We start from the raw sequence: 17,595 nt of genomic DNA on the forward strand, positions 1-17,595 counted from the left end.
GCTTCGTCTCCTCGCCTGCTTCCCGGGATGCCTCAGTCGTCCCGCCCGGGCGGAGGCATCCGCGTGCCGCCCCGGCAGCCGAAGAATGAGGCGTTCGGGCAGAAGGCGTCGAAGCCCATCCCGAACCGCGCGAAGGCGCTCCAGGCCGCATCGCGGACCTGTTCGTACTCCTCCGGGCTCAGCGGCCCGCCCTCGTTCTTCATCGCCTTGAAGACGCTCAGGACGGCGTCGCGGGCCATGAGGAACGACGGGTCCTTCGGTGTGAGCTTGAGACCGTCGACGACGGCCTGCCAGGTCACGCGGTATCCCCGCTTCTTGTCACCGAGCGCGGCGGAGACCTTGCGGGTCAGCTCCATGAGCGCCGCGCACCAGATCTCGCCGACGTCGTGGACCTCCTGGTACGTCAGGTTCTCGTTGCCGGCGCCGGAGATCTCTCCCGGTCCCTTGCCGATGTCCCCGAAACCGGCGGGGTACCCGGAGTCGTACGGCCGCTGCCGGATGCCTCCCGGCTGTTGGACCACCCAACTGCCGGTGACCGTCCGCTCGTCGGAGCGCGAGAAGTTCCGGATGGTGAGCGCGAAATAGTCTCCCCACCCCTCGCCCATCGCCTCCGACTGCTCCTCCTCCAGTCCGTTCGCGTCGAACATGCCGCCCACGAGGCGGTTCGTCACGCCGTGGACGAACTCGTGGTACACGACGTCAGCGTCGTCGGCCGTGTGGCGCTGGCTGCTGCCGCGCCCGACCGGGCCCATGTTCATCACCGCGGCCAGCCCGTCCGCCCGTGTCGCCATGTTGGCCGTCCCGAACACCGGCTTCGGGTGCGCGAAGGCGAGGACGGGGTCGGCGCCCTTCCCCAGCCCGCTCGGGTTCGTGGCCTGGAAGTTGCCGTGCTCCTCCGTGAAGCCGAGCGTCATGAAGAAGTCGTGCATGTAGTTGCAGAAGTAGAAGATGTTGGTGACGAACTGCTCGGGCGTGTCCTCCCGGGCCTTGAACACGCCGTTGCCTGCGCCGTCGAGTGTGATCCGCACGGGTTGCCGGCTCGTCCCGTTGAGGGCGCGCACGTTGTTGCCCTCGGTCGTGAGATTTCCGTTCTGCGGCTGGTTCCAGGCCATGAACTCGGGAGGGAAGCCCGTCGGCAGCAGGGTGGGATAGTCGCTCGCGGGCAGCGGGAAGGGCACCTCGTCGAAGGTGCTCTCGCCCGGGTTCTGCCGGAAGACGTGCCCGGCGACCGCGTGGTTGGTGGTGTCGTAGAAGTAGAGGATCTCCGGCGCGCCGAGGTCCGCGGTCCGGTCGTCGGCCTCGACGAAGGCCTGGTACTGGGCGGCCAGGTTCTCCCTGGAGAAGACGAACAGCCAGGTCAGCCGGACGTGATCGCCCATGTTGAGGTACACGAGACGGGCCGGGACGGGCTCCTCGAACGGTCCCTTGCTGAAGGTCATGGGCTGGTCGTTGCGCGGCTGGTGCGACAGGCGCTCGAAGCCCTCCGAGAGGTCCAGACGGGGGAGTTCGTCGGTGCCGAAGGGGCTTTCGAGCGTGCGCGGCTCGGCGGCCTTCGCCGCCGCCACCTGCAGAGCCACCTCGGCAGTGACCGCCGGCCTGGCCGGGAGATCCGTCGGCACGCTCGCCGTCTGCCCGACGATCCGGTCGACTTGGCCTCCCTCGCGAAGCCACACCTTCGGCGACATCGCCCACACCTCGATGCCGTTGAGCGTCTGCCGCAGGCTCACCACCCGCATGCCCTCGCTCGTGGTCGTCACCGTCGGATCGGCCTCGAACTCCACCGCGTCCTCGGGCGCGAACCCGATCGCCTCCGACACCGAGGTGATGTACGCCTTGGCACGGTCGATGTAGTCGGCGTCCGAGACCGCGCGCGTCTCGTCCTCTGCGGCGAATCCGGGAGCGTCGGCCGATCGCAGCTCGCCCAGATGCCCGGTGAAGCGGTTCAGCTTGCCGCGCTGGGCACTGCGGGTGTCGTCGTCCGGGCCGGTCGACTCCAGGAAGGCGTCGGCTCCCTCCACCTCGCCCAGGCGGTCGTACGTCATGTCTCGTTTGTCGATGAGTGCGCTCATGGCGCGATCCCCTGTCCGGAGTGTTCGAAAGAGCGTCAGAGACCCGCGAGCGTCAGCGCGGCCACCGCGACCGTGCGGGCGATCGAGGCTGCGTAGTCCGTGTCGTGGTCCCTGTCGAGAAGGGTGTCGCCCGGCCTGTGGTACTGCCGGGTGCCGGTGGCGGGTCGGCTGTCGTCGAAGAAGTTCTCGGAGACGGCGACGGCCGCCCAGCCGCGTTCGTGGAAGCTCGCATGGTCGCTGCGGCCCACGGCCGGATCGGCGGCGCCCGTGAGCCGCTGGACGGTGACGTCCGGGGCGACCGCGGGACCGGCCTGTGCGACGAGGTCGGCGAGTGCGTCGGAGGCGCCCGCGACCGGACCGGGAACGACGGAGCCCGCGTGGATCTCCATCGTCCGCGTGCCGCCCTGGAAGCCCGCGATCATGTCCATCTGGAGGACGCCCGCGATGTCGTCCCCGGCCGCCGCGGCAGCCCGCGCGTAGGCCTTGCTGCCGACGAGCCCCTGCTCCTCGGCGTTGAACAGCACGAAGCGCAGACTCCGTGCCGGTGTCCTGCCCGCGGCGACCATCGAACTCAGGCACTCCGCCGTCGCCATGACCGCCGCTGTTCCGCTGGCGTCGTCGTCCGCGCCCGGCGCCGGGTCGACCGCCGGGTCGTACGGGCGTGAACGGCCCGCGGAGTCGAAGAACTCGCCCTCTGCACCGGTCGAGTCGAGATGAGCGGTGACGAGGACGGCGCCGTCCGAGGCCTCGACCGCGAGCTCGGCCTCCACATTGGAGAGGCGGTGACCGCGCCACGTGAACGTGTGGCGCCTGACCTCCAGACCCAGCTGCCGCAGCCGCCCGGCGAGCGCGTCGACGACCCGTTCGTTGTCCGCGCTCGACGCGTCACGGCTGCGCACCGTGAGCGGGTCGCCCTCGACGAGCGGATCCACACCGGAGATACGGGCCACGTGGGCCCGCATGGCCGACGGCGTCACCGCCGCGCGCACCGCGTCGACCGTCTCCTGGGCCGGTGCGCCGGGGGCGAAGGCGGCGACGAGTTGTTCGGCACGCGCCTGACCGGGGCGGGAGAGGAGTGCGGGGTCGGGAAGCAGACGCTCGATGTGCCCGGGCCGGGTGCCGGGGATGTGCACGTTCTCGACCGGGAGACCGGCGGCGGCGGCGATGTAGACGCCGCCGGGCGCAGGACCGAGCGAGGAGACCGGCGGCCGCGATCCGGAGAGTTCGTCCGAGAGGAAGGCGAACGCCGCCGCCGCGCGCAGGGCCGCCTCGGCCGTGGCCCTGGAGGCCGCCGAGGCTTGAGCGAAGGCCTCCGGTACGGAAACCGGACGGTCGTCACGCACGAGGAAGGCGGACGTCTCCTCCACCTGACCGCGGAGGTCGGCGGTGAACCCGCTCTGCTCCACGGCGTGTACGCCCCGCGCGGTCGCCATGGCGAGCACGAGCCGCTCGGAGGCCACGTGCACCGGCACGATCTCGTCGCGGTTCGCGACCGCCTCCAACTCGGCCGGGCTCCGGTCCTCCGGCACCTCGATCCTCGCCCAGAAAACGGGACGGCCCTCGACCGCGGCGAGCGTGAAGACGGGGTGTGCCGCGGTGCGCATCCCGGCCTCGCGCGCGAACGCGCGCTCGTCGGGATCCTCGCCCACGAACACGCAGTCGCCTGCTTCCGCCCCCGCGCTCGTCACGGCGCCGTCGAATATCGCCCGACCGTCCTTGGCGCCCCAGTGAACCAGTGCCTCGTCCGTGAAGCGGCCGCCGAACGCCGCCTCCAGCGCGGCCGCCGCGTTCTCACGCGCGGTGGCCCCGGGGCCCGGGTTGGACATGATGCCCTTGCGTACGTGTGCAAAGGAATCGAGAACGTCGGCGACGCGCGGCCGTGGATGAAAGGTCAACGAGCCGTCGGCTGCGACGCTCACGTCCGCGAGTGTGGCACCGATGTCGAAGAACAGTACGGACATCTCGGCGTCCCCAGAGAAGAACACGCCTTCCGGTAAGGGCTCCAGCGGCTGCAACGAGAAGGCGTACCGCCCGCTGTAGGAGTCCCCGATATCTCCACTATTCCCGCAGCTGAGGATTCCTGCATCCGGGGCCGGAACCCGTGGGCGGCGCGGCAGCGACAACACCCGTGCTGTCGCTGCCGCGCATTGCCCGCGGTGCCCGGGGGCTGCTTCCGGTGCCGGGCGGCACCAGCCCTCGGGCCGGGGCGTACTCCTCGTTATCCGAACTGACCGGGCTGGTAGTCGCCGGCGGGCTGCTGGGCGATGACGTTCAGCCGGTTGAAGGCGTTGATGACCGCGATCAGGGACACCAGGGCGACAAGCTGCTCCTCGTCGTAGTACTTGGCGGCGTTCGCCCAGGCCTCGTCCGTGACCCCGCCGGCCGCGTCGGCGAGGCGGGTGCCCTGCTCCGTCACCTCCAGCGCCGCGCGCTCCGCGTCGGTGAAGACCGTGGCCTCCCGCCACGCCGCGATCAGATGGAGGCGCGTCGAGGTCTCACCTGCGGCGGCGGCGTCCTTGGTGTGCATGTCGAGGCAGAAACCGCAGCCGTTGATCTGGCTGGCGCGGATCTTCACCAGTTCCTGCGTCGCGGCCGGCAGCGCCGTGTCCGAGACCGCTTTGCCTGCCGAGATGAAGTGCTTGAGGACCTTGCCTGCGGTCGGGCTGCCGAAGACGTTCACACGGGCGTCCATGGTGTGCTCCTCTGTCGTTGTCGGTGGCTACACAGCTACGACGGAACGGCTCGGCACGATGTGACATGGGTGGATGTGACGTGCGTCACCACGGCGCCTGTGTCGCACGGTCGGCGGCCTGCACGCGCGCAACCGGCGCTGCCGGTTCCTCAGACAAGGGCTCCCACCGCGTCGACATGAGCCGGACGCGTGGATGGCGTGGACGTCAACTCCGCAACGCGGGCGAGGAGTTCATCGCGGCTGATGGGATCCGTCCTGGTCGACGGCACGGTGCAGGCATGCGCTCCGGCCACCGCGCCGTACAGGGCGCACCGCTGCGCCGGCTCGCCGGCCAGCCAGCCGGAGAGGAAGCCGGATGCGAAGGCGTCGCCGGCCCCGTTGGTGTCCACCACCGGGGCCGGGGGAGTGACGGCCGGAACGTGGGTCACCGCGTCGTCGGCGAGCACGTACGCGCCGTCCGCTCCGGCCGTGGCGACGACCACGTCGGCCCGGCCCCGCTCGGTGATTCGGCGCATGGTGCGCTCTGGATCGGCCAGAGCGGTGGTGGACAGGAAGACGAGATCCGCCTGGTAGGCGAAGGGTTCGTGATACGGGTTGATGCCGTCCCAGTTGTGCAGGTCGGTCGAGAGGGTCAGTCCGGCGTCGCGCACGGCGGGAAGAGCGAACGCGCAGGGCTGGGTGATGCAGACATGGGCGTGGCGGCTCACCGCGGCCAGGGACCGGACCGTCGCATCGGGCAGCCGATCCTCTTCCCGCGAACGGCCGGCGTCGTACAGGGACAGCCGCCGCCCGTCGGGACTGACGAGATTGACCGCACGCTTGGTGCCGCCGTGCAGGGCGACTTCGGTGAACGGGATGCCCCGGGTGCGGTGCAGTTCGCGGATCAGGTCACCTTCGTGATCGTCGCCGATCATGTCGAGGTGATGCGTGCGCAGGCCCAGTGCGCTCAGTCCCAACGCGACGAAGTCCCCGGTCTGTCCCGCCCGCGTCTCGATACCGGGCCGGATCATGTAGCTGTCGGCGAACGGGAGCGGCAACTCGGGGACGTACACGATGGTGTCCACACCGGCGCCCCCCAGGACCAGAACGTCGATGTCGGTGCTCATGGGCAATCCTCCCGGGCCGCGAGGTGATACGGAACGGTACCCCGACGAGGGTCCGCAGGCGGTCCGTTGCTTTACGGAGGGCGCGCCGCGCGCTGATGGGCGAGACGGCGGCCAGGGCGCCGGCCGGATACCGGCCGTCGCCCTGGAGGCTGACCGTTCGGTCGCGTCTTGACGACCCGTCGGTTCCCGGGCGGAGGCCACAGTCGTCGCCGCGTGGCCGGTGCCGGTCGAAGGGCGCGACGACCCGGTGCGGCAGTACGTCAGCCGCCCGCTCCGTGGCCCATCGCAGACCGTGCACCGCGCCACGCGGTAGACGCGTTATGTGTGGGTATGCGAAGTATGTGGTTCTTGTTCCTCCGGTGGAGCCGATGCTGGCCCGGGCGGTCTCGGGCCTGCCCGGCCCCGGTGCGCTGCCCGGAGGCACGGTGTTCGAGCCGAAGTACGACGGCTACCGGCTGATCGTGTTCGCCGACGCGGAGGGGGTCTTCCTGCAGTCGCGCAACGGCCGGGATCTGACGGCGTTCTTCCCGGAGATCGCCGATGCCGCCGCGGCGCTGGGGGAGGACGTCGTGATCGACGGCGAGGTCGTGATCCACACGGGCGGCCGCCTCGACTTCTCGGCGCTGCAGCAGCGGATCAACCGCCGGCCCCGGACCGTTGCGCGGTTCGCGCGGGACACACCGGCGCATCTGATCGCGTTCGATCTTCTGCAGCACGCCGGTGCCGAGATGCTGACCTGGCCCTACCGTGAACGCCGGGCGGCTCTGGAGTCGCTGTTCCAAGGGCACGGCCTGGAGGCGCCGTGGGCACTCAGCCCCTCGACCACCGATCGTGACGAGGCGCAGCGGTGGCTGCGGAAGTGGGCCGCCGTGGGGGTGGAGGGTCTGGTCGCCAAGGGGCTCGGCCAGGCGTACGAGCCGGGCCGGCGCGGATGGCAGAAGTACCGCTCCCGCCACACCGCCGAAGCGGTGGTCGGCGCTGTCACCGGCACGCTCAAGCGGCCGGAGAGCGTGCTCCTCGGCCGATACGACGCCGGGGGCGAGTTGCGTCTGGTTGCCCGCAGCACACCCCTGCCTGCCGCGCTGCGCTCCGAGCTGGGCGGCCTGTTCACGGCGGCAGGCCCCGATCATCCGTGGCGTGGTGTGCGGATCTCGTCGCACTGGGGCAGTCGTGAGCCGCTCGACTTCACCCCCGTGGCGCCGCAGGTGGTGGCCGAGTTCTACGGCGACACCGCTGTCGACCGCGGACGGTGGCGGCATCCTGTCCGGCTCCACCGTGTGCGGACCGACATGACGCCCGATGACCTGCCGCTCCACGGGCCGCAGCGCACCGGTCGACCGGCCGCGGAACCGACGGCCGCCCCCGCCGAAGGTCGCACAACGAGACGACATCCGAGAGGACAACCCATGGCAGAGAAAGCGCCGGAGCGAACCGTTTACCACATCACGCCCCGCCAAGGCACGGCCGGTGGCGCGTGGCAGGTGGAGCACATGGAAGGCCGCCGCAGCGTGCGTGAGCCGCACCCCACCCAGCGTCAGGCCGTCGACGCCGCCCGGCGGCAGGCACTGCAGCACCAGCCCGCGCAGGTCGTCGTCCACGGTCGGGACGGGCGGGTCCGCACCGAGTACACCTTCGGCGACGGCCCGGGCCGCGCCCCCGGCCAGGCATGACGGCACCTGGTGAAACCGCCGGTCGGCAGTGGCTCTGCGGATCCAGCGCCCCTCCGGTGCAGGGCTGTCCGAGTGCGGCTGCGCGGGGCGCGGTGCTGTGCGACGGTGTCTGGAAGCCGACCGGAGAGGCAGGAGAGGGATGCAACAGGACAAGCACCCGGACTACTGGCCGACGGTCTTCCGCGACCGAGCGGCCGGCTACGCATTCCTGACGCGTTCGACCGCGCGCAGCGTCGAGACCATCGAGTGGGACGACGGGGAGACGTATCCGGTCATCGATGTGGAGATCTCCTCCGAGAGCCATCCGTTCTTCACCGGCAAGGCCCGCGTGGTGGACGGAGAGGGGCGTGTCGCCGCATTCGAGCGGCGTTACGGCGGCGCCGAGCGGAGCAACAGCTGACCGCGGCGGGTTTGGCTGCTCCGATCCTCATACCCCGGATACCCCGGCTTCCCGCCGCTCGATGTCGACCGCCAGGCGTCGCAGATCCTCCGGCGCCGCCGGCCCGCCGGCCTGAGGTGTCGACCAGTACGGATGCCACCAGACCCGCACCGACAGGCGCAGCAGCCGGCGCCGCAGGCTCGTGTAGTCGCGAGGCCCCGCTTTCGCGAGCGCCACATAGGTGCGGATCCACTCGCGCTGCGCCTGCACGAGGTCGTCGGGGAAGGTTGTCGGAAGCGCCACCCCCCAATTAGACCACTTGTTCGAATTACTGCGCATGTTCGACCTTGAAGCGTACGAACGTACGCTCCAGGGTGTACGATCGTACGCATGCCGACGGACTACTTCACCGACGACCCGCGCACGAACCTGGAGCGGATGCTCGCCGGGGATCTCTACATGGCCGACGACCCGGAGATCGCCCGGCGCCAGCAGCGCGCGATGCGGCTGGCCGCCCGTTATCAGGCCGCCTATGTCGAGGACGTCGCCGAGGCCGGGCCGATCCTGGCCGAACTGCTCGCTTTCGTGGGCCAGGACGTCGACGTGCGGCCGCCGCTCTCCGTCGACTACGGCAGCAACATTTCCATCGGGGCCCGCACCTTCGTCAATTACCACCTGACCGCGCTCGACGTCGCACGGATCACCATCGGCGAGGACTGCCAGATCGGCCCGAACGTCCAGCTGCTCACTCCGACCCACCCGGTGGAGCCGCAGCCGCGGAGGGACAAGCTGGAAGCCGCACAGCCCATCACCATCGGGGACAACGTCTGGCTCGGCGGCGGCGTGATCGTGTGTCCGGGGGTGACCATCGGCGACAACTCCGTCATCGGCGCCGGCTCGGTGGTCACCAAGGACATCCCCGCCGGCGTCGTCGCCGTCGGCCATCCCGCCCGCCCCGTCCGGACTCTGTGATGGCGACCGGACAGACCGACCCGCAGCGGCGCGAACGGATCCTCGCGGCCACACTCGACCTGATCGCGGACGAAGGGGTCGCCGGCGTCTCCCACCGCAAGATCGCGGACCGCGCCGGTGTCCCGCTCGGGTCGATGACGTACCACTTCGACGGAATGGACGGCCTGTTGCGTGAGGCCTTCACCCGGTTCGCCGACCGGATCGTGATCGTCTTCGAACAGCACCTGGCCAAGGCCGACACCACCGAGCAGGCCCGCGAGGCAGTCACCGATCTCGTCCACGCGCTCTCCGAGGGGCCCCGCCGCGACCTGATCCTCGCCCAGGAGCTCTACACCCTCGCCGCCCGCCGCCCCGAGTACCGCGAACTCACCCAGGCGTGGATGCGCCGCAGCCGCCGCCTGCTGGAGCGGCACTTCGACGCGGACACCGCCCGTCAGCTGGACGCACTGATCGAAGGACTGACCCTGCATCGCGCCCTGGACGGCGATCCGCACGACCGCGAGCTGACGCGCCTGGCCGTCGCCCGCATCACCGCGGCGGCATAGCCGCCGCCCCCAGCAGCCCGTGGGGCGCGGAACCTGACGCCGCGCCCCACGGGCCTCCAACCGACCGGCATCCCCAAGCGGAGCGCCGTCCGCCAAGGCGACCGCCGTGCCGGCCCCCATCCCGAACCCCGCCCTTTTCCGAGGCGGGGTTCTTCTCGTGTGTATCGGGTGGTGCGGCGGGTACCGGGGCAGGGCCCGACCACTACTCCTGGGAGATGCCATGATCACCCACGCAGACCTGACCCAGGACGTCGTCCGGCTGGCACGTCTGACGGATGCCGACCAGGCACTCCGTGTGATCAGGGTCGTCCTAGCCTCGTTGGCGCACCGGCTCCCGATGCCCCAGCGCCGGCGGCTGCGTGAAGCCATGCCCGGCCCGGAGCGTGACGCGGCCTATGCCACGGTTCCCCCTGCGGCCGACGACGTCACCGGTCTCGTCGGCGAAGTCGCGCGCCATCTCGACGTACCGCCCGAGCGGGCCCGGTTCCTGGCCCAAGCCGTTCTGTCGCGGATCGCGGAGGACGAGCCCGAACTGGGCCAGGACTTGCGCGAGCACCTTGCCGACGGATACGCCCCGCTGTTCTCCCCGCCGCCCGCGTACGCGGAGCGCATGCACTCGGCGACCGATGCCCCGGCGCCCCTGACCTCCGACGAGGTGGACCGCGAGCTGGGCCGGCGACCGCAGTGGAGCGGTGACCCCGGCCATCTGACGCGCATCGTGGCGCTGCCGGAGGACCGGCTTCCCCCGCTGCTCAACGCGGTGGAGCGAGCCGCCCGGGACGCACGTCACCAGGTCGACGTGAAGCGGACGGACGGAGGTGTCGCCTTCACCCTCAGTACCCGCTCGGTGCATGCGGTCACCCGGCTCGACCTGGAGCTGGCCGACCGGATCGACGAGGCCGTCGCGGCCGTCGGCTCCGGCGGCCACCCCGGATGACCGCCAGTCGAAAGGAGGCTGCCATGGATCACGACACGTTCATCGGACAGGTGCAGGACCGCGCCCACCTGGACAGCCGCGGTGCGGCGGAAGCCGCGACGAGGGCCACCCTGGAGACCCTGGCCGAACGCGTCCCCGCCGGCCTGGCGGACAACCTCGCCGCCCAGCTGCCGGCCGAGATCGGCGAACACCTGCGCAGGGTGGTCACCGCCCCCGACCAGCCCGCCACCGGGGCACGGATGACGAACCGCGAGTTCTTCGACCGGGTCGCGCAGCGTGCCGGCGACGACACGCCCAAGGCCGCCCACGAAGCGCGCTGTGTCATGGAGATCGTCGGCGAGGCCACCCAGGGCGCCCTCACGGACAAGATCCGCCAGTCCCTGGACGACGAACTGGCCGGCAGCCTGCTCGCCGGCAGCACCGGAAGCGCATGACCACCCGCCGGCCACGGCCGGAACGGGGAGCGAAGCTCACCGGCTCGGCAGTGGCACGGCCCGATGAGGAGGAGGTGACGCCTCGGGCTCCTCGACCGGACGCCGGTTCGTGCGCCGGGTCGTCTGTCGGCAGGACCTGAGCGTGTCTGCGCCCCGCGAGCGCGGAGACAGGCGACGATCGCACAGCACACGCAGAACGCGGGACGAGATCCCGCTCCCCATGAAGGAGATCACCATGGCCACCGGCACCGTGAAGTGGTTCAACCCTGAAAAGGGCTTCGGCTTCATCGAGCAGGACGGCGGCGGCCCCGACGTGTTCGTCCACTACTCGGCCATCGCCAGCACCGGATACCGCGAACTCTCGGAGGGACAGAAGGTCCAGTTCGACGTCACGCAAGGCCCCAAAGGCCCCCAGGCGGAGAACGTCACACCCGCCTGACGTCACACCCGCCTGAAGACGCCCAGTCCCCCAGCCCTTGGTCTCCTTGGGCTCGGGGCTCACAACCGGCCGGGCGGCTCGGCGCGGTCCTCTGCCGCCCGCACCTCGAATCCACCAGCATCGTCGATGCGCACCTCGTGAACGGCGTCGAACCCGTCGGTCACGGACGGCCTGCGCAGCCGCCGCAGGGTGGCGTGGACGCCGACATCCGGCACACGTTCACGGCCTTCGCGGGCGGCGTTGCGCCGCAGGGAGCCTTCGACGTCCGGGGGGAACCAGTACGCGGTGACCGTGGCCCCGTGGGCGTGGGCCTGCGCGATCAGTGGCTGCCACTCGTCCACCGACGGGTTGGTGTTGTCCACGGCCACGGGCCTCCCCTCTGCCAGCGCCTCCGCCACGAGACGCATCTGCCGCTGCTGCTTGTTCCGCGCCCCGCGCGGAAAGAGGTCCTTGCTCACCAGTGCGTAACGGCCGGCAAGGCAGCGGCGGTAGAAGGTGGACTTGCCCGCGGCCTGGAGCCCGACGAGCACGGCAACATCCAGACCTGTCGTCTCCGGGTCTCGTGACCCCACGGAGTGGTCAGGACTTCGTGTCGGGCTCATTGCGCCGGGTCTCGAAGGTCTTGTGCCCGTTGGGGCACGACGGGATCTTGTCCCCCTGGGTCACATGCACTTTCTCCCGGCACTGCGCGCAGTAGAAGTCACCGGTCTTCTGCGCCTTCTCTCCGGCGTGCGCACTCACTGTTCTCGCGTCCTCTCTCTGCCGACGTCCGGGGTCGTTCCACCGGTTCCCGCCGTGGTCGCCGCTCCGGTGCCCGATGCCTCGTCCATGCCCGGGGCGACGGAGCCGTCCCCGCCGAAGCCGAGCGCCACCTTCGTCCAGCCGGTCTCCCGACGGTCGAAGCTCGGGTACGCCTCGACGGCATCCTCGGCGCCGGACCAACGGGTGATCCTTCCGGCCGGCCCGCACAGGGACGTCCGAGTGCCCGGACCCGTACGAGAGAAACAGGACCCACCCCCCGTCGGGACCGCCGCCCCAGTCCGGCACGGACGGGGTCTTCCTGTCGGCCACTTGGCCCCAGACGCCTCGTGGCCGGCCTCGACCGGCGGTACAGCTGAGTACATGGCTGGAATCGACCTCAGCAGTTCCGCATTCAACGACCACGCGCTGATCCCGCAGCGCTACGCACGCGACGGCGAGAACGTCTCCCCGCCTCTGACCTGGTCAGGCGTGCCCGACGGCGCCGCAGAGCTGGTCCTGCTCTGCGAGGACCCCGACGCTCCCTCCGGCACCTTCCTGCACTGGCTCGTCACTGGCATTCGCCCCGCGGACGGCGCCGTGGACGCCGGTGAGACTCCTGCCGGCGGCACATCCCGTTCCAACGGCTTCGGCGGGGAGGGCTGGGGCGGACCCCAACCGCCCGTCGGTGACGGGGCGCACCGGTACTTCTTCCACCTGTACGCCGTGCCCGAGCCCGTGACGCTCCCCGACAACGCCACCGCCGACGACGTCCACCGCGCGGTGGACAAAGCACAACTGGCCAGCGGCACGATCGTCGGCCTGTACCAGCGCTGACTGTCCGCAGTCGGATGCGCGTCGTCAAGCGGGCGCGGGCGGCTCGAAGTCGGCCTGGAAGGCTGTCATGCAGGGGACGCAATGCCGGTCCGTTCTCCGGTCCTCGTCGCTGACGTCGCTCCGCCGGAGCTGTCCGCACAGCGTGGCAGCAGTGCCCGGCACCACAACGTGCCACACCAGCCCCTCACCGCTCGCGGCTGACCCGATCCACATCTCGTACATGACAGGCTCCCGGCTCGATACCAGAGACCCTCCCATCGGATCACCGGCCCACCCGGACGGCGCTCCCCGGCAGGCCATACGAGTGACAGGCCCTCATCGGCGGCCCCCTGCCCGGGGCCTCCACTGCCCATAATCCCCCTGTTGGGGAAGGACGCCCCTGCGCACCCGCATGGGACCGGATCAAGAGTGAAGGACGGCTATGAGGTACGACGAGTTCCTGGCCCAGGTGCGCGAGCGCGGCGAGTACACCGGCCAGGAGGAGGCCGCCACGGTCACCGCCGCGGTCCTGGACGTCCTCGCTGCCCGGATCACCCCGGGGGAGGCGGCCGATCTGGCCGCACAACTCCCGGAACCGCTGCGGGAACCGCTGATCGCCGACAAGGAGCAGCCGACCGAGCGCTTCGGCGTCGAAGAGTTCTACCGCCGCGTCGCCGCGCGCACCGGCGCCCGCCCGCGCACCGCACAGTGGGACGCCAGCGCGGTCTTGACCACCCTCGCCGACTCCATCTCCGGCGGAGAACTCAACCAGGTCATCAGCCAACTGCCCTCCGGCTACGCCGTCCTGTTCGGCAAGGCGGACCTGGCGGACTGACTCCCTGGCGCGCCGCGTCGCCCCCCGCCGGCGGCGTCACGCGGCAGCGGCGTTCTCCACGGCGACGGCCAGGTCGACCGCGTCCCGTGCGGGAGCGGCGTCGTGGACGCGTACCAGGCGGGCGCCCCGACCGACCGCGAGGGCGCACGCCGCGACCGTGGCCGGGCCGCGCTCGTCCTTGGCGCGGCCGAGCAGCCGGCCGACCGTCTACAACTCCTGTTCGCACAACGCCAACGCGACGACCCTGACGATGGGCATCTCCGTCGGCTGGGCGGACGTCTACGCCAAGGATCTGGCCGGACAGTCCTTCGACGTCAGCGCGTTGATGAATCTCCCGACGCAGGAGTACACCCTGGAGATGACGAACCCGCTCGGCATCCCGCACGAGTCCCACCGCACGGCCCCCCAAGTCGAGGTCACGATCGGCCGGGGCGTACCGGTGGGCGTCGGCGGTCCGCGACCGGGCGTCTGACCGCACCCACGCGCGGGAGCGCCAGCGGGACCTGCCTGCTGCCCGATGGGACTGGACCGCATCTGGGCCGGCCCGGGCACGGCGTGGACGGCGGCTGGAGTCGGGCCCGGCCGGCTCCGGCGGCCGTCACACCGGTCCGGCGGGGACCCGGCGGGTGACGTCGCCTCCCCGCTACGTCATGGGCCCCGGCGGAACAGTGTTCCGCCGGGGCCCATGGCCTCGATGCGTGACGACCGCCGACCGGTCTCAGTCCGTGCCGGACTCCATGGCGGCGCGGTCCAGCAGCGCCTCCTCGTCCGTGGCCTCGCCGCGCGAGGCGATCGCCTCGGCGCCGCCGGTGTCCATCGCGCCGATCAGACCCGTCGAAGCCGCCTGCGCCGCGCCGATCGGCGTCGGGTGAGCGGTGCCGACCAGGCCGAGCCCCACGTACTGCTCGAGCCGCGCCCGCGAGTCCGCGATGTCCAGGTTCCGCATGGTGAGCTGGCCGATCCGGTCCACCGGGCCGAACGCCGAGTCCTCGGTCCGCTCCATGGAGAGCTTGTCCGGGTGGTAGCTGAGCGCCGGGCCCCGGGTGTCGAGGATCGAGTAGTCCTCGCCGCGCCGCAGCCGCAGGGTCACCTCGCCGGTGATCGCGGCGCCGACCCAGCGCTGCAGCGACTCCCGCACCATCAGGGCCTGCGGGTCCAGCCAGCGGCCCTCGTAGAGCAGCCGGCCGAGGCGCCGGCCCTCGCTGTGGTAGGCCGCCACGGTGTCCTCGTTGTGGATCGCGTTGACCAGCCGCTCGTAGACGATGTGCAGCAGCGCCATGCCGGGCGCCTCGTAGATGCCGCGGCTCTTGGCCTCGATCACCCGGTTCTCGATCTGGTCCGACATGCCGAGCCCGTGCCGGCCGCCGATCGCGTTGGCCTCCATGACGAGGTCGACCGGGGTGGCGAAATCCTTGCCGTTGATCGTGACCGGGCGGCCCTGGTCGAAGCCGACCGTCACGTCCTCCGTGGCGATCTCCACCGACGGGTCCCAGAACCGCACGCCCATGATCGGTTCGACCGTCTCGATGCCGGTGTCGAGGTGCTCCAGCGTCTTGGCCTCGTGCGTGGCGCCCCAGATGTTGGCGTCCGTGGAGTACGCCTTCTCCGCCGAGTCCCGGTACGGCAGCCCGTGCGCGAGCAGCCACTCCGACATCTCCTTGCGGCCGCCGAGCTCCGTGACGAAGTCCGCGTCCAGCCAGGGCTTGTAGATCCGCAGGTGCGGATTGGCGAGCAGACCGTACCGGTAGAACCGCTCGATGTCGTTGCCCTTGAAGGTGGAGCCGTCGCCCCAGATCTGCACCCCGTCCTCGAGCATCGCCCGGACCAGCAGGGTGCCGGTCACGGCGCGTCCCAGCGGCGTGGTGTTGAAGTACGGGCGCCCGCCCGACTTGATGTGGAACGCGCCGCAGGAGAGCGCCGCCAGCCCTTCCTCGACCAGCGCGGCACGGCAGTCGACGAGCCGCGCGATCTCGGCGCCGTACGCGGTGGCACGGCCGGGGACCGACGCGATGTCGGGCTCGTCGTACTGACCGATGTCGGCGGTGTACGTGCAGGGGACGGCGCCCTTGTCGCGCATCCAGGCGACGGCGACCGAGGTGTCGAGTCCGCCGGAGAAGGCGATGCCGACGCGCTCGCCGGTGGGGAGGGAGGTGAGGACCTTGGACATGGCAATATTATGCATTGACATGCATGATCATGCAAGCCTCGTCCTCGCCCCCTGTGGCGAACCCCGGGGAGGGGCTGCTACCCCGCGTACGTCTCGTACTCGGCGACCTGCGGCGTGCCGGTCGAGCTGGTGATCTCGAAGGTGATCTTGTGCAGCGAGGTCCGGGGGAAGGAGACGGCGCCCGCCCCGCTGCTGGAGGCCAGGACGGCGCCGGTGTCGGCGTTGACGACCCTCCAGGACCCGATTCTGCCTGCGGCGCCCGACGCCTCCCGAATGTTGATCATGGACACGGTGGTCGGGGAGCCCCACTTGATCGAGACAGAACCGGTCGAGCCGGTCGGCGACCAGTAGGTGCTCATGTTGCCGTCACGCACGTTGCCGTAGCTCGTGCCGTCGGCCTTGCCGGAGCCGTCGGAGCCGGCTCCGATGCTGAGGTTGGTCCCGCCGGGCTGGGTCGGTCCCGGCGTGGGGTCGGTGGGTCCCGGTGTGGGGTCGGTCGGCGTCGGCGTCGGTGTCGGCGTCTGCGGTGAGCAGCTGCCGTCCGACACCTGAAGCCCCTTGTTGGCGCCTGCCGTCCGGTTCACGATGCCCGGCACGCAGCCTGCCGCGTCGAGGCTGTAGGAGTAGGGGATGCCGACAGTGGTGTTGGACTGCGGGTCGGGTCCTGCCGGGTGGTTCTCGCTGCCGGGGCCGGACCAGGTCACGTTGTCGAAGATATTGCCGCTGACCTGCCAGTAGCCCGCCGCGTCGGTGTAGAAGGTGCCCAGGACGTCCTTGGAGTCCTCGAAGTAGTTGCTGTCCACCTTGGCGCGGGCCCCGGCCCGGGAGTTGATGCCCGACTCGTTGAGCCGCACGTAGTGGTTGTTGTACATGTGGGCTGTGCCGCCGCGCAGCAGGGGAGCGCGGGAGTCGATGTTCTCGTACCTGTTGTGGTGGTACGTGATGAAGCTGTTCGAGAGGTCGCTCTCGCTGGACCCGACGAGGCCGCCGCGGCCGGAGTTGCGCAGGATGCTGTAGGACAGGGTCACGTACTGGGTGTTGTCCTTCATGTCGAAGAGGCCGTCGTACCCCTCCGACTCGCCGCCCGACGCCTCCAGGGTGACGTGATCGACCCAGACGTTGCGGACGCCGCTCTCCATGCCGATGGCGTCACCACCGTTGGACGTGGGCGAGCCCGACTTCTTGACGTTCTTGACGGTGACGTTCTGGATGACGATGTTGCGGGACTCGCGGATGTGGATGCCCAGTTGGTCGAAGACTGCGCCGCTGCCGGCCCCGATGATCGTGACGTTGCTGATCTGCTTGAGCTCGATCACACCGGCGGCGGTGTTGCAGCTGTCGCCCGACACCTTTTCGGTGTTGCCGTGGTTGATGGTTCCCTCGACCTCGATGGTGATCGGGGTGCTGCTGCTGGCCCGGCCGCACAGGGCGGCATGGATCGCGGTTCCCGTGGTGGCCCGCACTCGCTGTCCGCCCGCGCCGCCGGTGGTCCCGCCGTTCTGGGTCGCGTAGCCGGTGGCGCTGCCGGTCACTGCCGATGCCTCGGGTACCGACAGAACCGCACCGGTCGCGGCCGCGAGCGCCGTCGTGGCCAGCGCCGCGTAGAGTTTCCGTGCGAGTGGTCGTCTCATGCTCGTCTCCCCAATCCCTTTGGGCGTGCTGGTCGTTGCTGCTGCACGCCGTAGTCGTCACCGCAGGGTGTGGAGGTTGCCCGGAACCTCCCCGCACTTCAGCACTCCACGCAGGACGGAACGACCGTGATATCCGAGAATCGAACGGCGGCTCTGTGGCTGCGC

Annotated in this window: 19 protein-coding genes; 10 read left to right on the top strand and 9 right to left on the bottom strand. The window is 70.6% G+C overall.

The window, feature by feature from the left end:
• Window positions 1-32: 32 nt before the first annotated feature.
• The 4 genes from ACF08N_RS04865 to ACF08N_RS04880 all read right to left on the bottom strand — a co-directional run bounded on the left by ACF08N_RS04865 (window position 33) and on the right by ACF08N_RS04880 (window position 5,867).
• Complete coding sequence (locus ACF08N_RS04865) at window positions 33-2,069, bottom strand: M36 family metallopeptidase (RefSeq protein WP_392323164.1); 2,037 nt, start codon at window positions 2,067-2,069, stop codon at window positions 33-35.
• A gap of 35 nt (window positions 2,070-2,104) precedes the next feature.
• Complete coding sequence (locus ACF08N_RS04870) at window positions 2,105-3,988, bottom strand: M28 family metallopeptidase (protein WP_392323165.1); 1,884 nt, start codon at window positions 3,986-3,988, stop codon at window positions 2,105-2,107.
• Window positions 3,989-4,287: 299 nt separating this feature from the next.
• Window positions 4,288-4,761, bottom strand: a complete 474-nt coding sequence (locus ACF08N_RS04875; RefSeq protein ID WP_392323166.1) for a carboxymuconolactone decarboxylase family protein — start codon at window positions 4,759-4,761, stop codon at window positions 4,288-4,290.
• Between the two features lie 149 nt (window positions 4,762-4,910).
• Window positions 4,911-5,867: an adenosine kinase gene (locus ACF08N_RS04880; protein ID WP_392323167.1), complete on the bottom strand. Its 957-nt coding sequence runs from the start codon at window positions 5,865-5,867 to the stop codon at window positions 4,911-4,913.
• Window positions 5,868-6,208: 341 nt separating this feature from the next.
• Between ACF08N_RS04880 and ACF08N_RS04885 the strand changes: the two genes are divergently transcribed.
• Window positions 6,209-7,537 carry a DUF2188 domain-containing protein gene (locus ACF08N_RS04885; protein ID WP_392323168.1) on the top strand — a complete coding sequence of 443 codons (1,329 nt, stop codon included), beginning with the start codon at window positions 6,209-6,211 and terminating at the stop codon, window positions 7,535-7,537.
• Window positions 7,538-7,676: 139 nt separating this feature from the next.
• Window positions 7,677-7,937, top strand: coding sequence for a type B 50S ribosomal protein L31 (locus tag ACF08N_RS04890; protein ID WP_392323169.1), 261 nt, complete (start codon window positions 7,677-7,679; stop codon window positions 7,935-7,937).
• A gap of 27 nt (window positions 7,938-7,964) precedes the next feature.
• Here ACF08N_RS04890 and ACF08N_RS04895 read toward each other — a convergent pair whose 3' ends face one another.
• Window positions 7,965-8,219, bottom strand: a complete 255-nt coding sequence (locus tag ACF08N_RS04895) for a hypothetical protein (RefSeq protein WP_392323170.1) — start codon at window positions 8,217-8,219, stop codon at window positions 7,965-7,967.
• 87 nt (window positions 8,220-8,306) lie between these two features.
• Here ACF08N_RS04895 and ACF08N_RS04900 point away from each other — a divergent pair, with 87 nt between their 5' ends.
• The 5 genes from ACF08N_RS04900 (at window position 8,307) to ACF08N_RS04920 (ending at window position 11,243) form a co-directional block, all read left to right on the top strand.
• Complete coding sequence (locus tag ACF08N_RS04900) at window positions 8,307-8,888, top strand: sugar O-acetyltransferase (RefSeq protein WP_392323171.1); 582 nt, start codon at window positions 8,307-8,309, stop codon at window positions 8,886-8,888.
• Window positions 8,888-9,433: a TetR/AcrR family transcriptional regulator gene (locus ACF08N_RS04905; RefSeq protein ID WP_392323172.1), complete on the top strand. Its 546-nt coding sequence runs from the start codon at window positions 8,888-8,890 to the stop codon at window positions 9,431-9,433. The genes ACF08N_RS04900 and ACF08N_RS04905 overlap by 1 nt, the downstream gene beginning before the upstream one ends.
• Window positions 9,434-9,653: 220 nt before the next feature.
• Window positions 9,654-10,370 (top strand): DUF2267 domain-containing protein, encoded by a 717-nt coding sequence (locus ACF08N_RS04910; protein WP_392323173.1) that lies wholly within the window; start codon window positions 9,654-9,656, stop codon window positions 10,368-10,370.
• A 23-nt stretch (window positions 10,371-10,393) separates the two neighbouring features.
• Entirely contained in the window at window positions 10,394-10,804 is a 411-nt protein-coding gene (locus ACF08N_RS04915; RefSeq protein WP_392323174.1) for a DUF2267 domain-containing protein, read from the top strand.
• 235 nt (window positions 10,805-11,039) lie between these two features.
• Window positions 11,040-11,243: a cold-shock protein gene (locus ACF08N_RS04920; RefSeq protein ID WP_215187024.1), complete on the top strand. Its 204-nt coding sequence runs from the start codon at window positions 11,040-11,042 to the stop codon at window positions 11,241-11,243.
• Between the two features lie 59 nt (window positions 11,244-11,302).
• On the opposite strand, the gene ACF08N_RS04925 is transcribed toward ACF08N_RS04920, so the two are convergent.
• Window positions 11,303-11,773 carry an AAA family ATPase gene (locus ACF08N_RS04925; protein ID WP_392323175.1) on the bottom strand — a complete coding sequence of 157 codons (471 nt, stop codon included), beginning with the start codon at window positions 11,771-11,773 and terminating at the stop codon, window positions 11,303-11,305.
• Window positions 11,774-11,822: 49 nt separating this feature from the next.
• The gene (locus ACF08N_RS04930; protein ID WP_392323176.1) at window positions 11,823-11,984 is read right to left on the bottom strand and encodes a hypothetical protein; all 162 of its coding nucleotides are present in this window, start codon (window positions 11,982-11,984) and stop codon (window positions 11,823-11,825) included.
• A gap of 381 nt (window positions 11,985-12,365) precedes the next feature.
• Here ACF08N_RS04930 and ACF08N_RS04935 point away from each other — a divergent pair, with 381 nt between their 5' ends.
• From ACF08N_RS04935 to ACF08N_RS04945, 3 genes are all read left to right on the top strand, one after another.
• A complete protein-coding gene (locus tag ACF08N_RS04935) occupies window positions 12,366-12,818 on the top strand; it encodes a YbhB/YbcL family Raf kinase inhibitor-like protein (RefSeq protein ID WP_392323177.1) in 453 nt (150 codons plus the stop codon).
• 421 nt (window positions 12,819-13,239) lie between these two features.
• Window positions 13,240-13,632 carry a DUF2267 domain-containing protein gene (locus ACF08N_RS04940; protein ID WP_392323178.1) on the top strand — a complete coding sequence of 131 codons (393 nt, stop codon included), beginning with the start codon at window positions 13,240-13,242 and terminating at the stop codon, window positions 13,630-13,632.
• A 157-nt stretch (window positions 13,633-13,789) separates the two neighbouring features.
• A complete protein-coding gene (locus tag ACF08N_RS04945) occupies window positions 13,790-14,104 on the top strand; it encodes a hypothetical protein (RefSeq protein WP_392323179.1) in 315 nt (104 codons plus the stop codon).
• 246 nt (window positions 14,105-14,350) lie between these two features.
• Here ACF08N_RS04945 and argG read toward each other — a convergent pair whose 3' ends face one another.
• Both argG and ACF08N_RS04955 read right to left on the bottom strand, forming a co-directional pair.
• On the bottom strand, window positions 14,351-15,799 hold the full coding sequence (argG, locus tag ACF08N_RS04950; protein ID WP_392323180.1) for an argininosuccinate synthase: 1,449 nt from the start codon (window positions 15,797-15,799) through the stop codon (window positions 14,351-14,353).
• A 77-nt stretch (window positions 15,800-15,876) separates the two neighbouring features.
• On the bottom strand, window positions 15,877-17,430 hold the full coding sequence (locus ACF08N_RS04955; RefSeq protein WP_392323181.1) for a polysaccharide lyase family 1 protein: 1,554 nt from the start codon (window positions 17,428-17,430) through the stop codon (window positions 15,877-15,879).
• Window positions 17,431-17,595: the final 165 nt, after the last annotated feature.

Source organism: Streptomyces sp. NPDC015127 (assembly GCF_043080095.1).
Classification (GTDB): Bacteria; Actinomycetota; Actinomycetes; order Streptomycetales; family Streptomycetaceae; genus Streptomyces.

Coding starts and splice junctions, on each gene's coding strand:
- argG (WP_392323180.1), bottom strand. CDS start 15,799: ATGTCCAAGGTCCTCACCTCCCTCCCCACCGGCGAGCGCGTCGGCATC.
- ACF08N_RS04905 (WP_392323172.1), top strand. CDS start 8,888: ATGGCGACCGGACAGACCGACCCGCAGCGGCGCGAACGGATCCTCGCG.
- ACF08N_RS04940 (WP_392323178.1), top strand. CDS start 13,240: ATGAGGTACGACGAGTTCCTGGCCCAGGTGCGCGAGCGCGGCGAGTAC.
- ACF08N_RS04955 (WP_392323181.1), bottom strand. CDS start 17,430: ATGAGACGACCACTCGCACGGAAACTCTACGCGGCGCTGGCCACGACG.
- ACF08N_RS04890 (WP_392323169.1), top strand. CDS start 7,677: ATGCAACAGGACAAGCACCCGGACTACTGGCCGACGGTCTTCCGCGAC.
- ACF08N_RS04880 (WP_392323167.1), bottom strand. CDS start 5,867: ATGAGCACCGACATCGACGTTCTGGTCCTGGGGGGCGCCGGTGTGGAC.
- ACF08N_RS04920 (WP_215187024.1), top strand. CDS start 11,040: ATGGCCACCGGCACCGTGAAGTGGTTCAACCCTGAAAAGGGCTTCGGC.
- ACF08N_RS04865 (WP_392323164.1), bottom strand. CDS start 2,069: ATGAGCGCACTCATCGACAAACGAGACATGACGTACGACCGCCTGGGC.
- ACF08N_RS04875 (WP_392323166.1), bottom strand. CDS start 4,761: ATGGACGCCCGTGTGAACGTCTTCGGCAGCCCGACCGCAGGCAAGGTC.
- ACF08N_RS04935 (WP_392323177.1), top strand. CDS start 12,366: ATGGCTGGAATCGACCTCAGCAGTTCCGCATTCAACGACCACGCGCTG.
- ACF08N_RS04910 (WP_392323173.1), top strand. CDS start 9,654: ATGATCACCCACGCAGACCTGACCCAGGACGTCGTCCGGCTGGCACGT.
- ACF08N_RS04900 (WP_392323171.1), top strand. CDS start 8,307: ATGCCGACGGACTACTTCACCGACGACCCGCGCACGAACCTGGAGCGG.
- ACF08N_RS04915 (WP_392323174.1), top strand. CDS start 10,394: ATGGATCACGACACGTTCATCGGACAGGTGCAGGACCGCGCCCACCTG.